Raw genomic sequence first — 22,586 nt, forward strand, 5'->3', positions numbered from 1 at the left:
TAGTGCAAATGATAAATATTATTATTAATAGTATAGGGCGCTAATGTTACTCTTCTATACCCTCTCATTCATTGTGTGAAATCAAAGATTTCATTAATGCTTTTGGCCAAATAAAACGTCAACTTCGTTAATTAATCTCACGTCATTTTCGTCAAAATTGAATATTTTCAGCAATCTAGCAATTAACACAATCGCAACAAACAAATCGCCCAAAAACAAAAAGCCAATAAAAAACAATCACTTGCATTTAAAATTGCATTTTGTCGCTTTTCTCACATCAACCTGTCGTTATTTTTATAAGAAAAATAAGTAAGGTCTCGTATAGTTAACCCATCGAGAGGCAACAGCCACTCAAAAGAATTCCAGAGGTGACATGGCAACATGTCACTCCGGCAGCAAGCGAAGGTGTCATTGACACCCGTGGTATAGTCCCCCCGGCTATACCACGATATTTTTTTTCTTCTCTTTCTTTATCCACTTAACGCTTTACTCCCCTTAATACTCAATACATCAACACTCCATTGTTCACTGTTAGTTTCCCTAACTTAATTGCACTACCTCGAGCACGCTCAACCCCACACAACCAAAAGATCATGTGATAAATAGTCATAGCTCGCATCTCAAAGCATGCCTCTAACAAGCCGCGTCAAACCAAGTCGATTCGATGCTTGGCGTAATAAAAAGCCCAGCATCAAAACGAGCTGGGCTTAACAATTTAATAGCAGAGCATCAAAAGCTAATGAATCTAGCTAACTTGATTCTCTTGCGTCATAGCAAACTTAGACGGAGGTAAACCGAAGTGGTGCTTAAACTTTTGACTGAAGTAGGAAGGGTCATTAAAGCCGCAATTAAATGCAACCTCACTGATTTTTTCACCCGCTAATAGTTGCTCACATGCTGTTTCTAAGCGCACCTCTGTAAGATAATCTTTGAAAGTTCTCGATGACGCGGATTTGAAACGACGCTGTAAGCTACGTTCAGACATAAACAGCAACTTCGCCGCAGAGGCGGTACCGAATTCCGCATCATGATAATTTTCTGCAACTAATTGATAAACTTTCATCAGCCACTCTTGCTCCGGTGACACTTTCTCCGATATTGGTTCTGATTGGGTAAATTCCGGTAATGATTCCTCAACATGGCTCAGCTCTTGCGCACATGGCCAAGTGATTTCGATTTTATTCTGAGCATCAGAGGCGAACATTGATAAATGTCCTCCACTCACCGATACCAGTTGAGGCAGGTTGTCCATACTTAAGTCTACATTTGTAGTATTAGAAGGACGCATCGTCGACACTTTACTAGGCAGTTGAGTTCCGTAATCGATAAAGCTGAGCGAAACAATGTCATTTCCCTCCTCTAAGACCAGCTTAACTGACTGACCTCGAAATGAACGCTTTATCGCATTAGCAAAGATGCTATTGAAGATAACATCGAGATTAAAACTCTCAAGTGCGATTCGACTGGATTTATTAGCATCTTCCAACTCGACAACAATGCCGGCTTTCGAGAAATCCTCTTGCCATACGTCAACGACAGACTGCGTTATTTGGCTTAGGTTGTAATTTTGGCTGCCACCGCTGCTATCTTCTGGCGAACTCTTTAATTCGTTAAGTTGCCAGTAGGTTTTCGAAAGATGGTCTTGGGTTGCTGAGTCCAGATCTATAGGCAACCTATTGGCAATGGAATCGACGCTTGTCTTAATCGATTGGGCAACATGGTCGACTAATAAGTTTCTTACCTGTATTTGCTTTCTCAACTGCTGATTACTGGTGAGTAATACACGACTTTGATGGCGTAATTGGTTTGTTTTCAATGTAACTTGAGCAGCGAGGTCACGGTTGGCCTGTAGTACATAGCGAGAACGCCAGTAAATAATCAAAGCAAGAATGACAATAACCACCATGGTAAAACCCGTGATCGCGAGTTTAGATAAATACCACGGTTCCAAGACAGTAAATTTCGAATCAAGCCCTATCATTCCAGAGGCTAATTGTGAGTCATTACTCACTTGTAAGTGATACTCTCCTGAATTCAGGTGCTCTAGAGTCAGTTGCCCACCTTCTAAAGTTTGCCACTTCTCATTTTCGTGCAAGCGATAATACAAATTCTGATTGTCAGGTTTAGGCATGACACCAAAAAGGAAACTTAAAGAAGACCCATACGGTAGCTTCATCTCCAAAAGATCGGCGCTTCCGACTTGAACCACATCATTTTCTAACATGACTTGGCTAACAATAAGCTTGGATTCTGGCGTATTAGACACCAGAAGCTTAGAAGCATCAGCCTTGACCAACCCATATTGCGAACCAAAGATAAGTTGGCGGTCACTATCCTCAGCACGCCTGATCGTATTACATACACCAGGCAAGAACTCATTATTTATCAAGCCGGATGAAGAGGAATAATGTTTCATTAACTGACCAGACAAATGGTAATAACTCAGGCCAACAGACGATGCGAGCCAGACGCCTTCAGAGTCACTGATCATACATGCAGGACGGGAGTTGGAAACACTCATTTCCATGACTTGCTTTGAATCACTACCTGGCATCGTTTTAAACACGCCGTATGCAGAGGCAAACCACTGAGAACCATCGATTGCTGTAATCATGTCTAAGGATTCACCATATTTTTCTGAGAAACGGTTGAATCGGATTCGTTCTCCATCGTACTCGTACACACCGTGGTCAGTACCAATCAATAACAGTTCTTCTTTGTCGTAGAGACGGGTGATCTTAGCAGGTAGGTATTGGCTGACTAACCAATCACTACCAAAGTTCCTAACTTCTTGGCTAGAAACATCAATATTAAATAATTGATACCCACTTGAAGCCCACAGTCTTGTTGAACCATCAGCAACGATATGATCGATAGGTCGACCAGCCATAACCCTTAAATAGGGATAACTAACACGTTCTAAATCATTTAAATTGTAGATCTCTAATCCTGAAGACGTCGCCAGCCATAATCTGTCGCCTTGGAAAGCAAACTCATTGATTTGTGATGCTAAATTCATCACTTTCATGACACCTTTAGAGCCAGAACGATATAAGTTGTGGTCATCGACAAACCATAACACGCCATCTGGGCCAGTTAATGTCTGTCGAATACGGCCAGAAAGTGTTTGTGAGTCATAACTGCTGAAAGTAATACGTTCAAACTTTTTGCTGAATAGTGAGTAATAGCGAATCCCTTGATTCGTCGCGATCCACATTCCTCCCATATTATCGTTCAACAAAGAGTAAATTTTGGTACTCGCTAATTCGATCTCCAAGAAACTTGCAGGCGTCACCTGAGTCACAGCACCAGTCAAAAAAGAGTACAGATATAACCCTTGTTCCGTACCAACCCAATACTCTTGGTTCGTCTCTGCAAACGTCAAAACATGGGAGGCTCCGATTCTGATCACGGGTTTGTTAGGCTCGTAAATATTGAAAATCAGCGCACCTTTCAACGTTCCGATGAGTATTTCCCTTCGAGTATGCGAATAATAGACTTTTTCTATGTAGTGCTTACCTGAGGAAACGACGTGGTTAAACGAATTGCCTTCAGAAAGGTAGACACCTGATGTCGTCGCCAAGGCCCATTTTGTTTCAACAAATATGGCATCGTTGATGTATACATAACTATTGTTGCTGTGCTGATAAAGCTGGAGCAATGAGAAGGAATTCAGCTCGCTGGTATCGATGTTATACGTATAGAAATGCGCACCATCACTGACCCAAATATATTGACCCGAAGAACCAATTTTACGTATTTGGGAGCCTGGATTGAGGCTAAAGACTAGCCGACGATCTCGATTTGGGTAGGTTTGATAAACTTCATTTTCAACAAAGGTCCAAAATGACCCTTTGTGATAGGCTAATTGTTCTTCTCTCGCTGGCAGGAAACTGCCTGATTTGGGAAGCGTCGTTTGACCGTCATAGAACAATACTCTGCCGTGAACATCATGGATCCATAGCCCGCCCTGTTCACCAGGAAACAATTTTTTCGCCGCAATAAAAGTGCCCTTAACCTGATTTGGCAAAGGGTAGAAGATCGCATTCGCTTCACTTGAAGCAAACGCTTGAAATGAGAGGATAAAAAACCCCAAAAATAGGGCTAATGGGCGCAGCAAGTTGAAATCCTTACATGTATCAATACGTGCGTGCTCTTGTACACTCATGCCTTCCATAGTTAAGTGTCAATATGGTTATTTCGAGCCGCTAATTATTGATAATGATACTTCAAATCCTTTAATAGGAAAGACTCACTGCGCCAAAGGTTGCAATTCTTACTGTTGGATCACGTTAAAAACGAATTCAGTGTAAGGAGTAACAACACATTTGTTACTTTTCGCTCAAACATTGACTAAAGCTATTCGACATTTGTTTCAGAAATGCAAAGTAACTGCCTGACTGTACATCAATTTCACTGCCTAGCGGATCAAGTACGCCAGTGTTCACGTCATTACCACGCATAACACTTTCGATCACTGCAGGAGTAAACTGTGGCTCAGAAAAGACACATGCTACATCGCCCGTCCCTAGTGTTTTACGGATATGAATCAATGTTTTTGCGCCAGGCTTGCGATCAGGAGAGACAGTAAAGTGGCCCATTTGGTTTAGCCCATAACGCGCTTCAAAGTAACCATAGGCATCATGGAAAACGAAGTATCCCTTGTCTTTAACTGGCGTAAGCTCTTGCTTAATTTCTGCGTCTGTCGTTTTCAGATGTTCATCAAATTTTTTCAGGTTTGCTGCATAAGTGCTGGCATTAGCAGGATCGATTTCAGCGAGTTTATGGGCGATCGCGTTAGCGACTTGTTGAACGGTTTCAATACCAAGCCAAAAATGAGGATCATGGGTACCGTGATCGTGCCCATCATGGTCGTGAGCATGCTCGCTACCAAATTCACGCAATTTAAGGTCTGGGATTTTACTTACGGTAAGCGTGTTGTCTTTGTCTGCTACCACTTTTTCAAGGAAGGGTTCTAAATCATGCCCATACCAAATAACAAGATCAGCCGCAGCCGCTTTTTTTACATCCGAAGGACGCAAAGCATAATCATGAGGAGAGGCATTATTCTGAAGTAACACATCCGGTGTTGTTACACCTTCCGTGAGCTCAGTTGTGATCATTTGAATAGGTTTGATGCTAGTTAACACGGTCACTGCGTGTGCAGGTAAAGTTAGTATTGCTGAAGCAGCAAGAATTAGTGCTCTTTTCATAGTTTTACTTGGGATATGGCGTTGAAAGTGAGATAATGTTACATTATAACATTATCAGTTTGCAAATGAGTTTCATTCATGTCTTCATTAGTCCGTCTTGAACAGCTGTGCGTCGAATTCGATGGTCGTAGAGTTCTTGATAACATCAGCATGGAATTAGAGAAGGGTAAAATCACTACTCTTATCGGTCCCAACGGAGCGGGAAAATCCACTTTAGTTCGAGTCATTTTAGGGTTACAAAAACCGACAAGTGGCAAACTTACGAACAAACGAAAGCTGAAGATTGGATATGTTCCTCAGAAACTGAAACTCAACGACTCTCTGCCTCTCAATGTCGTTCGATTCCTTAATCTTGCTGGGAAATACAGCAAACAAGAATGCCTAGATGCTTTGAGATTAGTTGGAGCGGAACACTTACTAAATAGCAATATGCATCGCTTGTCTGGTGGTGAGAACCAGCGGGTATTGCTCGCTCGTGCTCTACTCCAGCGACCAGAACTCTTAGTACTTGATGAACCAGCTCAAGGCGTTGATATTCAAGGTCAGATTGACTTATACGATTTAATCGAAAGCATTCGTCATCGCTTCGATTGTGGCGTATTTATGGTATCGCACGACCTGCATCTGGTAATGGCGAAAACGGATGATGTCATATGTTTGCACCATCATGTTTGTTGCTCTGGCTCACCAGCGACGATTACTCAGCATCCGTCGTACATCGCTCTATTTGGTAACGCGACTCGTGAATCGCTTGCTTTTTATCATCATGATCATGAACACCATCATCACGATCTTGCTGGCTCTCCTGTAACAGGCGATGCGACATCTTGCTCACAACATAACCACGGACATCACCACCATGATTGAGTTTTTACTGCCTTCTATTCTTGCTGGCATTGGTATTGCCATTATTGCAGGACCATTAGGCTCTTTCGTCGTGTGGCGAAAAATGGCTTACTTTGGTGATACGCTAGCGCATGCTTCCCTAATGGGACTCGCCCTTGGCTTTCTGCTTAATGTAAATTTGTATCTGGCTCTTTTAGTGTGCTGTTTAGCCCTTGCGGTGTTGCTCGTAACGCTACAAAAACAGCAACTCGTTGCCACCGATACCCTACTTGGTATTTTAGCTCATAGCGCCCTTTCCATCGGCTTAGTTTCTGTGAGCTTCTTGGATAATGTTCGCATTGACTTGATGAGCTACCTATTTGGTGACTTACTCGCCGTTTCTCCACAAGACTTAATGTTCATTTACGCTGGTGTTGTGGCTGTAAGTGCATGTTTGTATTTTTTCTGGCGTCCATTGTTATCGAGCACCGTAAGTGAGGAGTTAGCTGCTGTCGAAGGCGTAAATACAGATTTAGTGCGCTTAGTATTAATGCTGATGGTCGGTATTGTTATCGCAGTAGGTATGAAGTTTGTTGGGGCACTGATTATGACTTCCCTATTGATCATCCCTGCAGCAACCGCACGTAAAGTCTCTTCATCGCCGGAACAAATGGCCTTTTTCGCCTCAATCATTGGCTCTGTTGCTGTATTAATGGGACTCAGTCTGTCTTGGCATTTCGATACACCCGCAGGTCCTTCTGTTGTGATTAGCGCGACATCCCTATTTATACTTAGCCAACTGATTAGGCGCAAAGCGTAAGACAAAAAGAAAAGCCTGCGATTTCGCAGGCTTTTTAATGCTTTTGTATTGGTTTGGCTTCTTACCAACCAGTCACTTCACGTAGACCTTTGCCAATCTCTGCTAGAGATTTAACAGTCTTTACGCCTGCCGCTTCTAGAGCTGTGAATTTGTCTTCAGCAGTACCTTTACCACCAGAGATGATCGCACCTGCGTGCCCCATACGTTTACCAGGAGGAGCAGTAACACCTGCAATATAAGAAACCACTGGCTTAGTTACGTTCTCTTTGATGAACGCCGCAGCTTCTTCTTCCGCAGTACCACCGATTTCACCAATCATTACGATTGCTTCAGTTTCCGGGTCTTCTTGGAACAGTTTTAGGATATCAATAAAGTTTGAACCTGGGATTGGGTCACCACCGATACCAACACATGTAGACTGACCGAAGCCTTCATCTGTTGTTTGTTTAACTGCTTCATAAGTAAGAGTACCGCTGCGAGATACGATACCTACTTTACCTTTCTTATGGATGTGACCAGGCATGATACCAATCTTACACTCGTCTGGAGTGATAAGACCTGGACAGTTAGGACCGATCATGCGAACGCCAGTTTCTTCTAGCTTCACTTTAACGTCGATCATATCTGTTGTTGGGATACCTTCAGTGATCGTTACGATCAGCTCGATACCTGCGTCAATCGCTTCTAGGATTGCATCTTTACAGAAAGGTGCTGGTACGTAGATAACGGTTGCTGTCGCGCCAGTTACTTCTACAGCTTCACGTACTGTGTTGAATACAGGAAGACCAAGGTGAGTTTGACCACCTTTACCAGGAGATACACCACCAACCATTTGCGTACCGTATGCGATAGCTTGCTCTGAGTGGAATGTACCTTGACCGCCAGTGAAACCCTGACAGATTACTTTAGTGTCTTTGTTAATTAATACAGACATTATTTAGCCTCCGCAGCAGCAACAACTTTCTGAGCAGCATCTGTTAGAGATTCAGCTGCAAGGATATCAACGTCAGAATTCGCAAGTACTTCGCGACCTAGGTCTGCGTTTGTACCTTCTAGACGAACAACTACAGGAACTGTTACGCCTACTTCTTTAACCGCACCGATAATACCTTCAGCGATCATGTCACAACGAACGATACCACCGAAGATGTTTACTAGTACTGCACTAACATTGTCATCAGAAAGGATGATCTTGAATGCTTCAGCTACACGCTCTTTTGTCGCGCCGCCACCTACATCAAGGAAGTTTGCTGGCTTGCCGCCGTGTAGGTTTACGATATCCATCGTACCCATTGCAAGGCCTGCACCGTTAACCATACAGCCAACGTTGCCATCAAGAGCTACGTAGTTCAGTTCCCACTGAGCTGCGTGTGCTTCACGCTCGTCTTCTTGTGAAGGATCGTGCATTTCACGAAGCTTTGGCTGACGGTACATTGCGTTTGAGTCAATGTTAATTTTGCCGTCAAGGCAAAGAAGGTTACCTTCACCTGTAATGACAAGCGGGTTGATTTCTAGTAGCGCTAGGTCGTACTGAGAGAACATCGCGCCAAGACCCATAAAGATCTTAACGAATTGTTTGATTTGATCGCCTTCAAGGCCAAGTTTGAACGCTAGCTCGCGACCTTGGTAAGCTTGAGGGCCTACAAGTGGATCGATTGCCGCTTTATGGATTAGCTCCGGCGTTTCTTCCGCAACTTTTTCGATTTCTACACCACCTTCAGTCGAAGCCATGAAAACGATCTTACGAGTTGCGCGGTCTACAACCGCACCAAGGTAAAGTTCGTTCGCAATGTTAGATGCTTCTTCTACAAGGATTTTAGTAACAGGCTGACCATTTGCGTCTGTTTGGTAAGTAACCAAGTTCTTACCTAGCCATTTTTGTGCGAATTCTTTTACGCCGTCTTTTGTATCGTGTAGTTCTACGCCGCCCGCTTTACCGCGACCACCAGCGTGAACCTGACATTTAACGACTTTCTTTTCAGTAGTGATGCGACCCGCCGCTTCGAAAGCTTCTTGTGGCGTATCACATGCGTAGCCTTCTGGTACAGGCAAACCGAATTCTGCAAACAGCTGTTTGGCTTGGTATTCGTGCAAATTCATTTTGATATTCCGTTTGTTTATCCCTTAGGGGATTTATTATTTCCATAACGCCGCTTCATGCGGTACGTCTGTAGGGTCTTCTCAAATCAACTGCTTATAATTTTATATCGGGGGCAGTTCAAATGAAGGCCAGACGCTGAGCCAGTCTAGCCTTGGATGCTGTAGACGTCGAGCCATCAAGGATAACTCGACGTTTTAGCGATATTAAACGTCTAATAACAGACGTGCTGGATCTTCTAGTAGCTCTTTAATGGTTACCAGGAAGCCCACTGACTCACGGCCATCAATCAAACGGTGGTCGTAAGATAGTGCTAGGTACATCATCGGCAAGATTTCTACTTTGCCATCAACCGCCATTGGACGCTCTTGGATTTTGTGCATACCCAAGATTGCCGATTGTGGTGGGTTAATGATTGGCGTAGACATCAATGAACCAAATACACCGCCATTGGTGATAGTGAAGTTACCGCCCATCAGTTCATCAACGGTTAACTTGCCGTCACGGCCTTTGATTGCTAGCTCTTTGATGCCTTTTTCGATGTCAGCGAAACCTAGTGTGTCACAGTCTTTTAGAACTGGCGTCACTAGACCACGTGGCGTAGAAACTGCCATGCTGATGTCGAAGTAGTTGTGGTAAACGATATCATCACCATCGATAGATGCGTTCACTTCTGGGTAACGTTTTAGTGCTTCTGTTACTGCTTTCACGTAGAAAGACATGAAACCAAGGCGAGTACCATGGCGTTCTTCGAACTGGTCTTTGTATTGCTTACGAAGGTCCATGATTGGCTTCATGTTCACTTCGTTAAACGTGGTTAGCATTGCCGTGTTGTTCTTCGCTTCTAGAAGACGGTTTGCGACTGTCTTACGCAGACGCGTCATTGGAACACGTTTTTGGCTGCGAGCCGCTGCAGGCGCTTCAACGGCTGCCGGAGCTTCCGCTTTTGGTGCCGCTTTTGCATTTGCAAGGTGCGCTTCAATGTCTTCTCGAGTAATACGACCGCCAACACCAGAGCCTTTCACTTGGCTAGCTTCAAGACCGTGTTCAGCAAGAAGACGACGAACCGCTGGGCTTAGCGCATCGTTGCTCTCTTCTGTCAGCGTTGCTTTGTGACGCTTATCAGGAGACGCTTCTTTGTCTTCTGTTGAGTCTGTTGTCGGCTCACCCGCTACCGCGCCTGGCTTAAGCTTTGCAAGCAGTTGTTTAGAAAGTACCGTCGCACCTTCTACTTCAATAATGGCTTCTAAAACGCCAGCTTCCGGAGCTGGAACTTCAAGCACAACTTTATCGGTTTCGATATCAACCAGAACTTCATCACGCTCTACCGCGTCGCCTGGTTGTTTGTGCCATGTCGCTACGGTTGCGTCAGCAACTGATTCAGGTAAATCTGGAACCAGAATTTCAATTGTCATATCTGTTTCTTCCTTTAACTTCTAGTTCTTAATTCGAAGTTTTTGAGTTCACGTTCAGAGCGTCTTCAACCAACGCTTTTTGTTGTTTCAAGTGCACCGACATGTAGCCTACTGCTGGCGAAGCAGAAGCTGGGCGACCTGCGTATTTAAGATCTGCACCTGCTGGAATTGCAGCACGGAAGTTGTGTTGACTGCAGTACCAAGCACCTTGGTTTTGAGGCTCTTCCTGACACCAAACAAAATCTTCAACATTCGTGTATTGTTCGATGGCAGCTTGTACTTCATCCAGAGGGAATGGGTACAGTTGCTCAACACGTACAATAGCAACATCATCTTGTTCGTTGTTGCGACGTTGTTCTAGAAGGTCGAAGTAAACCTTACCTGAACAGAACACAACACGTTTCAGTTTGCTCGGTTCCAGATTATCAATCTCAGGAATCGCTGGTTGGAATGTGCCATCAGACAATTCTTCCAACGTTGAAGTACAAAGTGGATGACGCAGTAGCGACTTAGGTGACATAACAATCAGTGGGCGACGCATAGGGCGCACCACTTGGCGACGAATCATGTGATAAACCTGTGCTGGCGTAGATGGCACTACAACCTGCATATTCTGTTCAGCACATAATTGTAGATAACGCTCAAGACGCGCAGATGAGTGCTCAGGACCTTGACCTTCATAGCCGTGAGGTAGCAACATCGTTAGACCACATAGGCGTGCCCATTTTTGTTCACCTGATGAGATGAACTGGTCAATCACGACTTGTGCGCCGTTTGCAAAGTCACCGAATTGAGCTTCCCAAATAGTCAAACCACTTGGTTCTGCTGTTGCATAACCGTACTCAAACGCCAATACTGCTTCTTCTGACAACACAGAGTCAAACACTTGGAATGGACCTTGTTTGTCATGAATATTCGCCAGCGGAATGTATGTACTTGCATCATTTTGGTTATGCAAAACAGAGTGACGGTGGAAGAACGTACCACGGCCAGAATCCTGACCCGAGATACGAATACGCTTGCCGTCATCAACGATCGTAGCGTATGCCAGAGTCTCAGCCATGCCCCAGTCAATTGCTTTTTCACCACTGATCATTGCAGAACGATCGTTATAAAGCTTGTTTACGCGGCTTTGCAGTTTATGACTATCAGGGTATTGAATTAGGCGCTGACCAAGCTCTTTAAGGCGAGTCTCATCAAATTTGTTGTCCCAATCCACATCCCAGTCGTGACCAAGGTATGGAGACCAGTCAACCGAATGCAACGCCATTGGACGCCATTCTTTCACCACAACTTCGCCTTTATCTAGCGCGTCGCGGTATTCATTGACCAATTGCGTCGCGACTTCAATGTCTGATTCGTTTTTATCGATCAGTACATCTGCATAAAGCTTACGAGGCGTTGGGTGCTTCTTGATTTTTTGGTACATCAATGGCTGAGTTGCGTTTGGCTCATCGGCTTCGTTGTGACCATGACGACGGTAACAAACCAAGTCAATGACAACATCACGTTTGAACTCATTACGGTAATCCAGTGCAATACGGGTAACGAATGCTACCGCTTCTGGATCATCAGCATTAACGTGGAAAATCGGAGCCTGCACCATCTTAGCGATATCTGTACAGTACATGGTAGAGCGTGTATCGCGAGGGTTTGATGTTGTAAAACCAACTTGGTTGTTTACAACAATACGCACCGTACCACCAACACAGAAGCCACGAGCAAGAGACATGTTGAACGTCTCGGCAACCACACCCTGTCCTGCGATCGCAGAGTCGCCATGAATAGTAATAGGAAGTACGCGACTGCCCTCAAAATCACCTAAGCGATCTTGACGAGCTCGTACAGAGCCAATAACTACTGGATTTACAATCTCAAGGTGAGATGGGTTAAAGGCTAACGCAAGGTGAACATCACCACCTGGCGTCGCAAAGTCAGCAGAGAAACCTTGGTGGTACTTAACATCGCCAGTACCCCATGTATCATCGTGCTTGCCCGCAAACTCATCGAACAAATCTTGTGGCTTCTTACCTAGAACGTTAACCAACATGTTTAAACGTCCGCGGTGAGCCATACCGATCACAACTTCACGCATACCGCTTGTACCAGCATGTCGAATCAGTTCTTTCGTCATCGGAATCAGTGCATCGCCACCTTCTAGCGAGAAGCGTTTCGCCCCTGGGAATTTTGCGCCCAAGTAACGCTCTAGACCTTCAGCAGCCGTTAGCTCCTCAAGAAATGTACGCTTTTCGTCTTTATCGAAAGATGGCTGACCAACGACAGACTCTAAACGCTGTTGAATCCAACGTTTTTGTTCTGTGTCTGTCATGTGCATGTATTCTGCACCAATCGAACCACAGTAGGTTTTCTTAAGTGCTGAGTAGATATCTTTTAACTGCATGGTTTCTTGGCCGACGGCGAAAGAACCTACGTTAAAAGTTTCTGCGAAGTCATCTTCGGTGAGATTGTGGAATGCAGGGTCTAGCTCCGCCACAGGTGGACGTTGCCATAGACCTAGAGGATCGAGCTCTGCAGCTTCATGACCGCGGAAACGGTATGCGTTGATAAGCTGGAGAACTTTTACTTGCTTAGCGTCGACATCTGGATCACTAACTTGGACACTGTAATGCTTTGTTTCTTGAGCGAGTCGTCGGAAGTAGTCGCGGACACGCGAGTGTGGCTGATCAGCCACTTCTTCTGAGTTCTTTGGCAACTCATCGAATACACGTTTCCACTCCTCACTTACCAGATCGGGGTCACTTAGATACAGTTCGTAGAGGTCTTCTACATACGTTGCATTGGCGCCAGCCAAGTGTGAAGACTCGAGCCATGCCTTCATCACGCCGTTGTGCATATTTTCCCTTAACCAGTAGTTTTCACGTTTGCTGCGGTCTGCGCCGAGCTATTAAGAGCCGACCCATTTAGGTCGGCAATTTTTTGTTGTTAATTAAATCGAACGATTGACCAACATCGACTTGATATGACCGATGGCTTTCGTTGGATTTAGCCCCTTAGGACAAACACTTACACAATTCATGATGCCATGGCAACGAAAAACGCTAAATGCATCATCAAGATCGGACAAACGTTCATCAGTCGCTGTATCTCGGCTATCAATTAACCAACGATAGGCCGCTAAAAGACCAGCAGGGCCGATAAATTTATCAGGGTTCCACCAGAAAGACGGACAAGATGTCGTACAACATGCACACATAATACATTCGTACAAGCCATCTAGATGCGCACGCTCATCAGGCGATTGTAAGTTTTCACGAGACGGTGGAAGAGCACCATCGTCAATCAAGAAAGGCTTAACTTTCGCATAGTTATCGTAGAACTGAGTCATGTCTACGATAAGATCACGTACAACAGGCAGACCAGGTAATGGTCGAATGACGAGCTTATCGCCTTTCAAAGCAGATAAAGGTGTAATACACGCTAATCCGTTTTTACCATTCATGTTAAGGCCATCAGAACCACACACACCTTCACGACATGAACGACGGAATGCAATGCTAGGGTCTTGCTCCTTCAAAAGGATCAAGGCATCCAGAAGCATCATGTCTGATCCTTCTTCGACCTCAAGCGTGTAGTCTTTCATGTACGGCTTTTGGTCGACATCCGGGTTGTAGCGGTACAAAGAGAAATTCAGTTTCATAATATTACCCTCCTTTCCTTAGTACGTACGTGCTTTTGGCGGAAATGCTTCACGATGGATTGGCTCCATGTTTACACCACGTTTAGCCATTGCTTCCGTTTCCGGGTTGTAGATTGAGTGGCATAGCCACTGCTCATCATCACGGTCTGGAAAGTCAAAGCGAGCATGTGCACCACGGCTTTCTGTGCGGTAGTTTGCTGCTACAGCTGTTGCGTATGCTGTTTCCATCAAGTTCTCTAGTTCTAGACACTCAATACGTTGAGTGTTGAACTCTGTCGATTTGTCAGCAAGGTGTGCGTTCTTCAGACGCTCACGGATAACTTTAAGCTCCTCAAGACCTTTAGCCATTGCATCACCTTCACGGAATACCGAGAAGTTGTTTTGCATACATTGTTGTAGGTCTTTACGAATTTGCGCTGGATCTTCACCGTCAGTGCTATTTTCCCAACGGTTGTAACGCTCTAGTGAACGTTCAATGTCTGCTTCAGTTGCAGGTTTCGCATCAGCTTGTTTAAGCAGAGTTTCACCTAAGTGCAGACCTGTTGCACGACCAAATACCACCAAGTCTAGTAGTGAGTTACCGCCAAGACGGTTAGCACCGTGTACTGATACTGATGCAATTTCACCACAAGCGAATAGGCCTTGAACTTCAACATCCGCGCCGCTTTCATCTTGCTTAATCGCTTGGCCTGATACCTGAGTAGGAATACCACCCATCATATAGTGACACGTAGGAATTACTGGGATTGGCTCTTTGACCGGATCAACGTGCGCAAATGTACGAGACAACTCACAAACGCCCGGTAAACGAGACTCCAGTGTATCTTTACCTAGGTGATCAAGTTTCAATTTAATATGTGGACCCCAAGGGCCATCACAGCCTCGACCTTCACGGATTTCAATCATCATTGAACGTGCAACCACGTCACGACCAGCAAGGTCTTTCGCGTTTGGTGCGTAACGCTCCATGAAGCGTTCGCCGTCCTTGTTTAGAAGGTAACCACCCTCACCACGACAACCTTCGGTTACAAGAACACCTGCGCCAGCGATACCCGTTGGGTGGAACTGCCACATTTCCATATCTTGCATTGGGACGCCAGCACGAAGTGCCATACCAACACCATCACCAGTATTGATGTGCGCGTTAGTCGTTGATGCGTAAATACGACCTGCACCACCCGTTGCTAAGATGGTTGCTTTCGATTTGAAGTAGCACACTTCACCCGTTTCCATGCATAGCGCCGTACAACCTAGAACAACACCATCTTCATTTTTAACGATATCAAGAGCATACCACTCAGAGAATACCGTTGTTTTGTGCTTGATGTTTTGTTGGTATAGCGTGTGCAGGAGTGCGTGACCAGTACGGTCAGCCGCTGCCGCTGTACGCGCAGCTTGCTCGCCACCAAAGTTCTTTGACTGGCCACCAAACGGGCGTTGATAAATAGTGCCGTTATCAAAACGAGAGAAAGGAAGACCCATTTTCTCTAGCTCGATAACAGATTCAGGGCCGTTCTTACACATGTATTCGATTGCGTCTTGGTCACCGATATAGTCAGAACCTTTAACCGTATCGTACATGTGCTGTTCCCAATGATCTTCGTGCGCATTACCTAGCGCGACCGTAATACCACCTTGAGCAGAAACAGTGTGTGAACGTGTTGGGAAAACTTTAGATAGCAACGCACATGACAGGCCTTGCTCCGAAATTTGTAGTGCAGCGCGCATACCCGCACCACCAGCGCCGATTACTACGGCATCAAACTCACGAACTGGAATAGACACTTACGCACCCCACAGAATAAATAGACCAGAGAAGACATAGCCGAATAAAACGGCAATAACACCAAGTTGCAATGCACCACGAAGTATCGCGGGCTTAATGTAATCCGTTAACACCTGCCACAAACCAACCCACGCGTGAATTAGAATTGAGACTAAGGCCAACATGGTGAAAACTTTGGTGAACGTACCACCAAAGAATTGGGTCCAAGATGCGTAAGAGATATCTGAGAAAGCGCAGAAGCTAATCAGATAAATCGTGTATAGCGTCATAATGATTGCTGATGCACGAATCAATAAGAAATCGTGGACACCATTACGACCAAATGAAGAGACGTGTTTTACCATACCAAGATCCCCGCCAATAGTGATAATACTGCAGTAGCACCAAATGCGACTTTAGCGCTCATCGCGCCTGAATCGAGTTCTTCGAAATGGCCTAGGTCCATCAACAGGTGACGGACACCACCAGCGATGTGGTAGGCAAGTGCAGTTAGAATTCCCCACAGAATAAATTTCACGAAGAAGCTATCGACGATATCAGCGGCTTCCATAAAACCCATCGGGGATGACAGAGAAATGGACAGTAACCAAAGCAATATGCCCACCGCAACAAACGTAATCACACCCGACACACGATGTAGGATGGACGCGATTGCTGTGATGGGAAAGCGGATGGTCTGTAAATCTAAATTAACAGGTCTTGACTTTCTTTCTTTCACGGGCTTGCTCACTCAGCTCCATTGAGCATTTATTGTTATAACCAATTTCAGCTTCCAAACGTACAAAAGTTAACATTTGACTAACAAATACTCGCAATATGTTCGGAGATAATTGTAAACACTTTGTTAACAAACGGAGTCAGTAAACAAACCTCACTTTTGTTTCCAGCCCCGAATTTATAAGGATTTAACTAAAATTTTCTGTGCCAATATACGGCCAGCAACATTCTAATACAATTGATGTAACAAATTATGCTACATAGAACAGATTTTTAACGATTTTCATGAGAAAAATCATAACAAGTGCACACAAAAATGGAGAAAAATTGACTTTAAGCTTTAACAACAGTACAAAAATGGCACATAAACATCCTGGACGGATTAAATAATAAACAAAGGAGATTGTTATGGCGGATAAGAAAGCTACCCTTCACGTTGAAGGTCATGCGCCGATCGAACTGCCAATTATGGACGGTACGCTAGGTACACCTGTGATTGATGTTCGTAAACTGGGAGCCAATGGTTACTTTACTTTTGACCCAGGTTTTCTTGCCACTGCATCTTGTGAATCATCAATCACGTACATCGACGGCGGCAAAGGTATTCTTTTGCACCGCGGCTACCCGATTGATCAATTAGCCAACAACGCAGATTACTTGGAAGTATGTTACATCCTGCTTTATGGTGAAGCCCCTACCCGTGAGCAATACGAGCAATTCAAAACAACGGTTACTCGCCATACGATGGTGCATGAACAAATCGCAAGCTTCTTCCATGGCTTCCGACGTGATGCACACCCAATGGCAGTAATGTGTGGTGTGGTTGGTGCACTAGCGGCCTTCTACCACGATTCACTCGATATCAACAACGACGAGCACCGTGAGATCGCGGCGTACCGTCTACTGTCTAAAATGCCAACATTGGCGGCGATGTGTTACAAGTACTCTATCGGTCAGCCATTTATCTATCCTCGTAACGACTTAAGCTACGCAGAAAACTTCCTACACATGATGTACGCAAACCCATGTGAAGAATACGAAGTAAACCCTGTTGTTGCTCGTGCGATGGATAAGATCTTCACACTTCACGCAGATCACGAACAAAACGCATCAACATCAACGGTTCGTTTGTCCGGTTCTTCTGGTGCGAACCCGTTCGCATGTATTGCCGCAGGTATTGCTTCTCTATGGGGTCCTGCGCACGGTGGTGCAAACGAAGCATGTCTGAAGATGCTTGAAGAGATCGGAAGCGTAGATAACATCCCAGAGTACGTAGAGCGTGCAAAAGACAAAGATGATCCATTCCGTCTAATGGGCTTCGGTCACCGCGTTTACAAAAACTACGATCCACGTGCAACGGTAATGCGTGAAACATGTCACGAAGTACTAAAAGAGCTAAACATCAAGGATCCACTGCTAGACGTTGCAATGGAACTTGAACGTATTGCTCTTTCTGACGAATACTTCGTGTCTAAGAAGCTATACCCGAACGTAGACTTCTACTCAGGCATCATCCTAAAAGCAATCGGTATTCCTGTATCGATGTTTACGGTTATCTTCGCGATTTCTCGTACTATCGGTTGGATTGCTCACTGGAACGAAATGCACAGCGACCCACTAAACCGTATCGGCCGTCCTCGTCAGCTATACACTGGTGAAACTCAACGTGAGTTCTCTCCACTGCACGAGCGTGAGTAGGCGTTAGAATCGAGAATCGAGAATCGAGAATCGAGTAAATATGAGGGTTGACGTGAAAGCGTCAACCCTTTCTATTTTGAAGAGATGAGAACGAGCTACGCTCTATGGAACGCTTCGCTTCGAGATGCGAGAAATAATTGCTTAACACTTTCGCATCTCACAGGGCGAAGCCTGTCCCTTTTATACTGGGTTGTCAATATCGATAAACGTGACGTCTAACCCGTGCTCTTGCGCTAACCATTCACCCAACGCTTTAATGCCATAACGTTCGGTTGCGTGGTGACCTGCAGAGAAGTAATGAATATCCAATTCACGAGCGGTGTAAGTCGTACGTTCTGAGATCTCGCCCGAAATAAATGCATCTAATCCATGTTGAGCAGCAAGCTCAATGAAGTCTTGACCACCACCGGTACACCAACCTACTGTCTCAATCATTTTTTCTGCATTGTCAGGCGCGATATGCAAAGGTTCACGGTTTAATACGTGATTGATTTTATTCGCGAAGTCAGTGCCAGTCATTGCTTGTTTTAAGCGGCCAAACAGGGCGACAGATTGAGGGTGTCCTTCTAAGCCACCTTCCACTTCAATGTCTAGCAAGCGTGCCAACTCTGCGTTGTTACCCAACTCAGGATGAATATCTAGCGGTAAATGGTAGCCGTAAAGGTTGATGTCACTTTTGATCAAACTGCGAATACGCTTTCCTTTCATACCACGAATTGGTTCTGCTTCACCTTTCCAAAAATATCCGTGATGAACAAGCAGTGCATCAGCCTCTAACTCGATGGCTTTATCGATCAATGCTTGTGAGGCCGTTACGCCTGTCACGATGCGTTTGATTTCTGATTTGCCTTCAACTTGCATTCCATTCGGTGCGTAGTCTTTAATAAGTTGCGGCGATAATTTCTCGTTAAGGATCTTTTCCAGCTGTAAATTATTCATTGTTACTTCCAATACTTGTGGCTTAAACAAAGTGTATATCGAACCGCGATCAGGATGCTAGTTGTGGCATCCCCAACCAGAATAAATTTCGATACAATAGAAAGGCTCTGCCCGCGACAACAAGGATCATGGATGAATTCTCTACAACGTTTCTATCAATGGATTGCTAGCACCCCACCACTTTTTAAACTTCAAACGCCCTTTGTCACCGTCGAAGACATTCTGACACCACCTCTATCGGATAATGAAGATTACGATGGCAATCCACGACTTGGCTTCCTTTACCAACACCTTTGCACCAAGCTACTGACTTGCTCACCTCGATATGAACTGGTTGCTGAAGAGATTCAACTCAACGACACGACTGGCCGCACAATTGGCGCCGTCGATTTGATCCTCGAGAATCAGGAAACCAAACAATACGAGCATTGGGAAGTGGCCATCAAATTTTACTTACTGAATGAAGGCATTTGGTATGGCCCGAATGCACACGACCAACTGCATAAGAAACTCGATCGCATGCTTACCCACCAACTAAAAATGAGCCAGAGAGAAGAGTTCCACCAGCAGTTACCGTTAGACGTTGTACCGAGCGAACACTTGCTGATGCAAGGTCGCCTCTATGTAAATCCTTTTTCAGACGAGCCAACCCCTACAACCTGTTTAGGTTACGAGCTGAACCAAAGCCAAATATCCGGCAATTGGTGTTATCAAAGCCAATGGGAAGGGATTAAAGAACCTTTATATGCTCTTTCCAAACCACTATGGGCAATTGGCAATGAGGAGTTCTTGGAACCCATCGATAAACCATCAGATAGGTTTATTCACGCTCAAACAAAGAGTGGTCAATTTTGGTTTGTTGTACCGGATACTTGGCCGAACTAAAACAGGAAACAGGAAACGATTTTATTTTGCTTTTCTGGGAACAAGTTCGGTAAACACCTTCTTAATCGAAATACCTTTTCACTATACTCTCAACGAGCACCTCTCGATTCCTAAAGCTAAGCGCTCCCGACTCTCGAAGCGCAGCGTTTCCTCTTCACAAACAAAAAAGGGCCGACGCAATGTCGACCCTTTCGAACCTTAATCGTTTGAATTACAAACCAGCGGCTGCAAATACTTGATTAACGATTTCTTGTGCTTCGGCTTCGATTTGTTTCAGGTGCTCTTCACCTTTAAAGCTTTCACAGTAAATCTTGTAGATGTCTTCAGTGCCTGATGGACGTGCAGCGAACCAACCATTCGCTGTCGTTACTTTAAGACCACCAATCGCTGCACCATTACCTGGAGCGTGCGTCAGACGAGCAGTGATTGCATCACCAGCTAGAGTCTCAGCCGCAACCATTTCTGGTGACAACTTCTTCAGTACGTCTTTTTGTGGGCCATTTGCTACAGCTTGAATACGGTTGTACTTAGACTCACCGTGCTTCGCCGCAAGCTCTTCATAGTAATCTTGAGGGTTCTTACCCGTTACCGCAGTGATCTCTGCCGCTAGAAGACATAGCAAGATGCCATCTTTGTCTGTTGACCAAGGCGTACCATCTTTACGAAGGAAAGACGCACCAGCACTTTCTTCGCCGCCGAAACCAAACTTACCAGTGTACAGACCGTCCACAAACCATTTGAAGCCAACAGGCACTTCACATAGCTCACGACCTAGATCCGCAACAACACGGTCAATCAGGGCGCTTGAAACTAGCGTTTTACCAACAGCGACATCTTTACCCCACGCGTCACGGTGACGGTATAGGTAGTCGATACAAACCGCTAAGAAGTGGTTCGGATTCATCAAACCTTTTGGCGTAACGATACCGTGACGGTCGTAGTCAGGATCGTTACCAAATGCTAAATCGTATTCATCTTTCAGCGCCAATAGACCCGCCATTGCGTAAGGAGAAGAACAGTCCATACGTACAACGCCGTCTTTATCTAGCGACATGAATTGGAAAGAAGGATCAATCGCTTCACTTACTAGCGTTAGGTCTAGGTTGTATGCCTGACCAATTTGACGCCAGTAATCGATGCCGCTGCCGCCCAATGGATCTACACCAATCTTCAAGTTTGCTTTTTGGATTGCTTCCATATCGATAACGTTCACTAAATCGTCGATGTATGGTTTCACCAAATCCATCTCTACAAACAGCTCAGATGCTTTTGCTTCAGCTAACGGTAGGCGTTTAACGCCTTGTAGACCTTCAGCAATCAGTGCGTTTGCACGATCTTCGATAGCCTGAGTTAGCTCTGCTTCAGCTGGACCACCGTGCGTTGGGTTGTATTTGATACCGCCGTCTTGAGGTGGGTTATGAGATGGGGTAATCACGATGCCATCTGCTTTGTCATCATGCTTGATGTTATAAGTCAGAATCGCGTGTGAAATACCAGGCGTTGGCGTGTAGCCGTTGTCTTGCTGGACAATCACTGTCACACCGTTTGCAATCAATACTTCAATCACACTTGAAAACGCTGGTTCAGATAGCGCGTGCGTGTCTTTGCCCACAAACAGTGGACCTGTTGTACCTTGCTCAGCACGAACTTCTGCGACCGCTTGAGCGATAGCTAAAATGTGGTTTTCGTTAAAGGTGTGCTTGTCCGCGGTACCGCGGTGACCAGAAGTACCAAATTGAACGTTATGCTCTGCATTTGATGCATCAGGTTGAAGTAAGAAGTAGTTAGCAACGAGTGCTGGGATATTATGAAGATCTTCCTGCTGCGCTTTTTGCCCAGCACGAGGGTGCATAGCCATGTTTGACATCCTTTCTTTAAATACAAATAAAATCAAAAAAGCCTCATAATATCCGCTATACGCTACACATTATGAGGCTTCTATCAGGTTTCTTAGATTGAACCTGTTACTTTCTCTATCAAGTCAGGCTGGAATTCCATATGGGTCATCACCTGCTCAACCATCTGTCGCTTGCGACTGGTGTTGTTATTAGTGATTACCCAAAATGGCGTACCAGGAATTGCTTTAGGCTTGGTGGTATTGCCATTTGCTAGCAGAGTATCTTCATTATCAGCAAAGTAAACGCGCTTGCGCCCTTTTACTTTCGTTGCTTGAGAGAAGCTCTCTGGATTTAACGTGTGTAAGGTTGATAGAACCAACATGAAGCGATCAATCGCTTTCTTAAGGCCAGCAAACTCATCAGAAATCAGTAGAGAACGCATCTCTTTTACGGTATCCACTGATTCTGTTTTACCAGCATCTTTACTTACTACAATCCCTTGTGGCTGCTCGATTACAGGTGCAACGACGGCTTCCTGCAACTGACCATCAAGGTTCAAAAGGCGTCGTAAAATATCCGAGGCACTTTCACCGATATGCTTGGTTTGACCCGCAATGTAACGGTATAGATCCTCATCAACCTCAATTGTTTTCATTCGCTTTTCACATTCTCAATGTTTAAACTCTGGGGGATT

At 45.0% G+C, this 22,586-nt stretch carries 17 protein-coding genes; 4 read left to right on the top strand and 13 right to left on the bottom strand.

Going from position 1 to position 22,586, the window contains the following annotated elements:
* Positions 1 to 745: 745 nt before the first annotated feature.
* Together C1S73_RS06255 and znuA are read right to left on the bottom strand one after the other, a co-directional pair.
* The gene (locus C1S73_RS06255) at positions 746 to 4,120 is read right to left on the bottom strand and encodes an AraC family transcriptional regulator (protein ID WP_038865762.1); all 3,375 of its coding nucleotides are present in this window, start codon (positions 4,118 to 4,120) and stop codon (positions 746 to 748) included.
* Between the two features lie 211 nt (positions 4,121 to 4,331).
* Positions 4,332 to 5,213 carry a zinc ABC transporter substrate-binding protein ZnuA gene (znuA, locus tag C1S73_RS06260; protein WP_038865670.1) on the bottom strand — a complete coding sequence of 294 codons (882 nt, stop codon included), beginning with the start codon at positions 5,211 to 5,213 and terminating at the stop codon, positions 4,332 to 4,334.
* Between the two features lie 78 nt (positions 5,214 to 5,291).
* Between znuA and znuC the strand changes: the two genes are divergently transcribed.
* Positions 5,292 to 6,080 carry a zinc ABC transporter ATP-binding protein ZnuC gene (gene znuC / locus C1S73_RS06265; protein WP_038865671.1) on the top strand — a complete coding sequence of 263 codons (789 nt, stop codon included), beginning with the start codon at positions 5,292 to 5,294 and terminating at the stop codon, positions 6,078 to 6,080.
* The gene (gene znuB, locus C1S73_RS06270) at positions 6,073 to 6,858 is read left to right on the top strand and encodes a zinc ABC transporter permease subunit ZnuB (protein ID WP_038865673.1); all 786 of its coding nucleotides are present in this window, start codon (positions 6,073 to 6,075) and stop codon (positions 6,856 to 6,858) included. The genes znuC and znuB overlap by 8 nt, the downstream gene beginning before the upstream one ends.
* 61 nt (positions 6,859 to 6,919) lie before the next feature.
* Here the strand turns inward: znuB and sucD are convergent, their stop codons facing one another.
* The 8 genes from sucD to sdhC all read right to left on the bottom strand — a co-directional run bounded on the left by sucD (position 6,920) and on the right by sdhC (position 16,545).
* Complete coding sequence (sucD, locus tag C1S73_RS06275) at positions 6,920 to 7,792, bottom strand: succinate--CoA ligase subunit alpha (RefSeq protein ID WP_038865674.1); 873 nt, start codon at positions 7,790 to 7,792, stop codon at positions 6,920 to 6,922.
* A complete protein-coding gene (gene sucC, locus C1S73_RS06280) occupies positions 7,792 to 8,958 on the bottom strand; it encodes an ADP-forming succinate--CoA ligase subunit beta (protein WP_038865676.1) in 1,167 nt (388 codons plus the stop codon). The genes sucD and sucC overlap by 1 nt, the downstream gene beginning before the upstream one ends.
* 204 nt (positions 8,959 to 9,162) lie before the next feature.
* Complete coding sequence (gene odhB / locus C1S73_RS06285) at positions 9,163 to 10,371, bottom strand: 2-oxoglutarate dehydrogenase complex dihydrolipoyllysine-residue succinyltransferase (protein WP_038865677.1); 1,209 nt, start codon at positions 10,369 to 10,371, stop codon at positions 9,163 to 9,165.
* A gap of 28 nt (positions 10,372 to 10,399) precedes the next feature.
* Positions 10,400 to 13,225 carry a 2-oxoglutarate dehydrogenase E1 component gene (gene sucA / locus C1S73_RS06290; RefSeq protein ID WP_038865679.1) on the bottom strand — a complete coding sequence of 942 codons (2,826 nt, stop codon included), beginning with the start codon at positions 13,223 to 13,225 and terminating at the stop codon, positions 10,400 to 10,402.
* A gap of 93 nt (positions 13,226 to 13,318) precedes the next feature.
* Positions 13,319 to 14,029, bottom strand: coding sequence for a succinate dehydrogenase iron-sulfur subunit (locus C1S73_RS06295; protein WP_038865681.1), 711 nt, complete (start codon positions 14,027 to 14,029; stop codon positions 13,319 to 13,321).
* Between the two features lie 18 nt (positions 14,030 to 14,047).
* Positions 14,048 to 15,814, bottom strand: coding sequence for a succinate dehydrogenase flavoprotein subunit (gene sdhA / locus C1S73_RS06300; protein ID WP_038865683.1), 1,767 nt, complete (start codon positions 15,812 to 15,814; stop codon positions 14,048 to 14,050).
* Positions 15,815 to 16,159, bottom strand: coding sequence for a succinate dehydrogenase, hydrophobic membrane anchor protein (gene sdhD / locus C1S73_RS06305; protein WP_038865684.1), 345 nt, complete (start codon positions 16,157 to 16,159; stop codon positions 15,815 to 15,817).
* On the bottom strand, positions 16,153 to 16,545 hold the full coding sequence (gene sdhC, locus C1S73_RS06310) for a succinate dehydrogenase cytochrome b556 subunit (protein WP_005446421.1): 393 nt from the start codon (positions 16,543 to 16,545) through the stop codon (positions 16,153 to 16,155). Before sdhC ends, sdhD begins: the two co-directional genes overlap by 7 nt.
* Before the next feature lie 395 nt (positions 16,546 to 16,940).
* On the opposite strand from sdhC, the gene C1S73_RS06315 reads away from it, so the two are divergent.
* Positions 16,941 to 18,230 carry a citrate synthase gene (locus C1S73_RS06315; RefSeq protein WP_038865686.1) on the top strand — a complete coding sequence of 430 codons (1,290 nt, stop codon included), beginning with the start codon at positions 16,941 to 16,943 and terminating at the stop codon, positions 18,228 to 18,230.
* A gap of 180 nt (positions 18,231 to 18,410) precedes the next feature.
* Here C1S73_RS06315 and C1S73_RS06320 read toward each other — a convergent pair whose 3' ends face one another.
* On the bottom strand, positions 18,411 to 19,169 hold the full coding sequence (locus tag C1S73_RS06320) for a Nif3-like dinuclear metal center hexameric protein (protein ID WP_038865688.1): 759 nt from the start codon (positions 19,167 to 19,169) through the stop codon (positions 18,411 to 18,413).
* 132 nt (positions 19,170 to 19,301) lie between these two features.
* Between C1S73_RS06320 and C1S73_RS06325 the strand changes: the two genes are divergently transcribed.
* Complete coding sequence (locus tag C1S73_RS06325) at positions 19,302 to 20,054, top strand: DUF1853 family protein (protein ID WP_038865690.1); 753 nt, start codon at positions 19,302 to 19,304, stop codon at positions 20,052 to 20,054.
* A gap of 211 nt (positions 20,055 to 20,265) precedes the next feature.
* Here C1S73_RS06325 and pgm read toward each other — a convergent pair whose 3' ends face one another.
* Both pgm and seqA read right to left on the bottom strand, forming a co-directional pair.
* Complete coding sequence (gene pgm, locus C1S73_RS06330) at positions 20,266 to 21,912, bottom strand: phosphoglucomutase (alpha-D-glucose-1,6-bisphosphate-dependent) (RefSeq protein ID WP_038865692.1); 1,647 nt, start codon at positions 21,910 to 21,912, stop codon at positions 20,266 to 20,268.
* Between the two features lie 92 nt (positions 21,913 to 22,004).
* Positions 22,005 to 22,547 carry a replication initiation negative regulator SeqA gene (gene seqA / locus C1S73_RS06335; RefSeq protein ID WP_038865694.1) on the bottom strand — a complete coding sequence of 181 codons (543 nt, stop codon included), beginning with the start codon at positions 22,545 to 22,547 and terminating at the stop codon, positions 22,005 to 22,007.
* Between the last annotated feature and the right edge of the window lie 39 nt (positions 22,548 to 22,586).

Origin of the sequence: Vibrio jasicida 090810c, from assembly GCF_002887615.1 — a bacterium.
GTDB classification, from domain to species: domain Bacteria; phylum Pseudomonadota; class Gammaproteobacteria; order Enterobacterales; family Vibrionaceae; genus Vibrio; species Vibrio jasicida.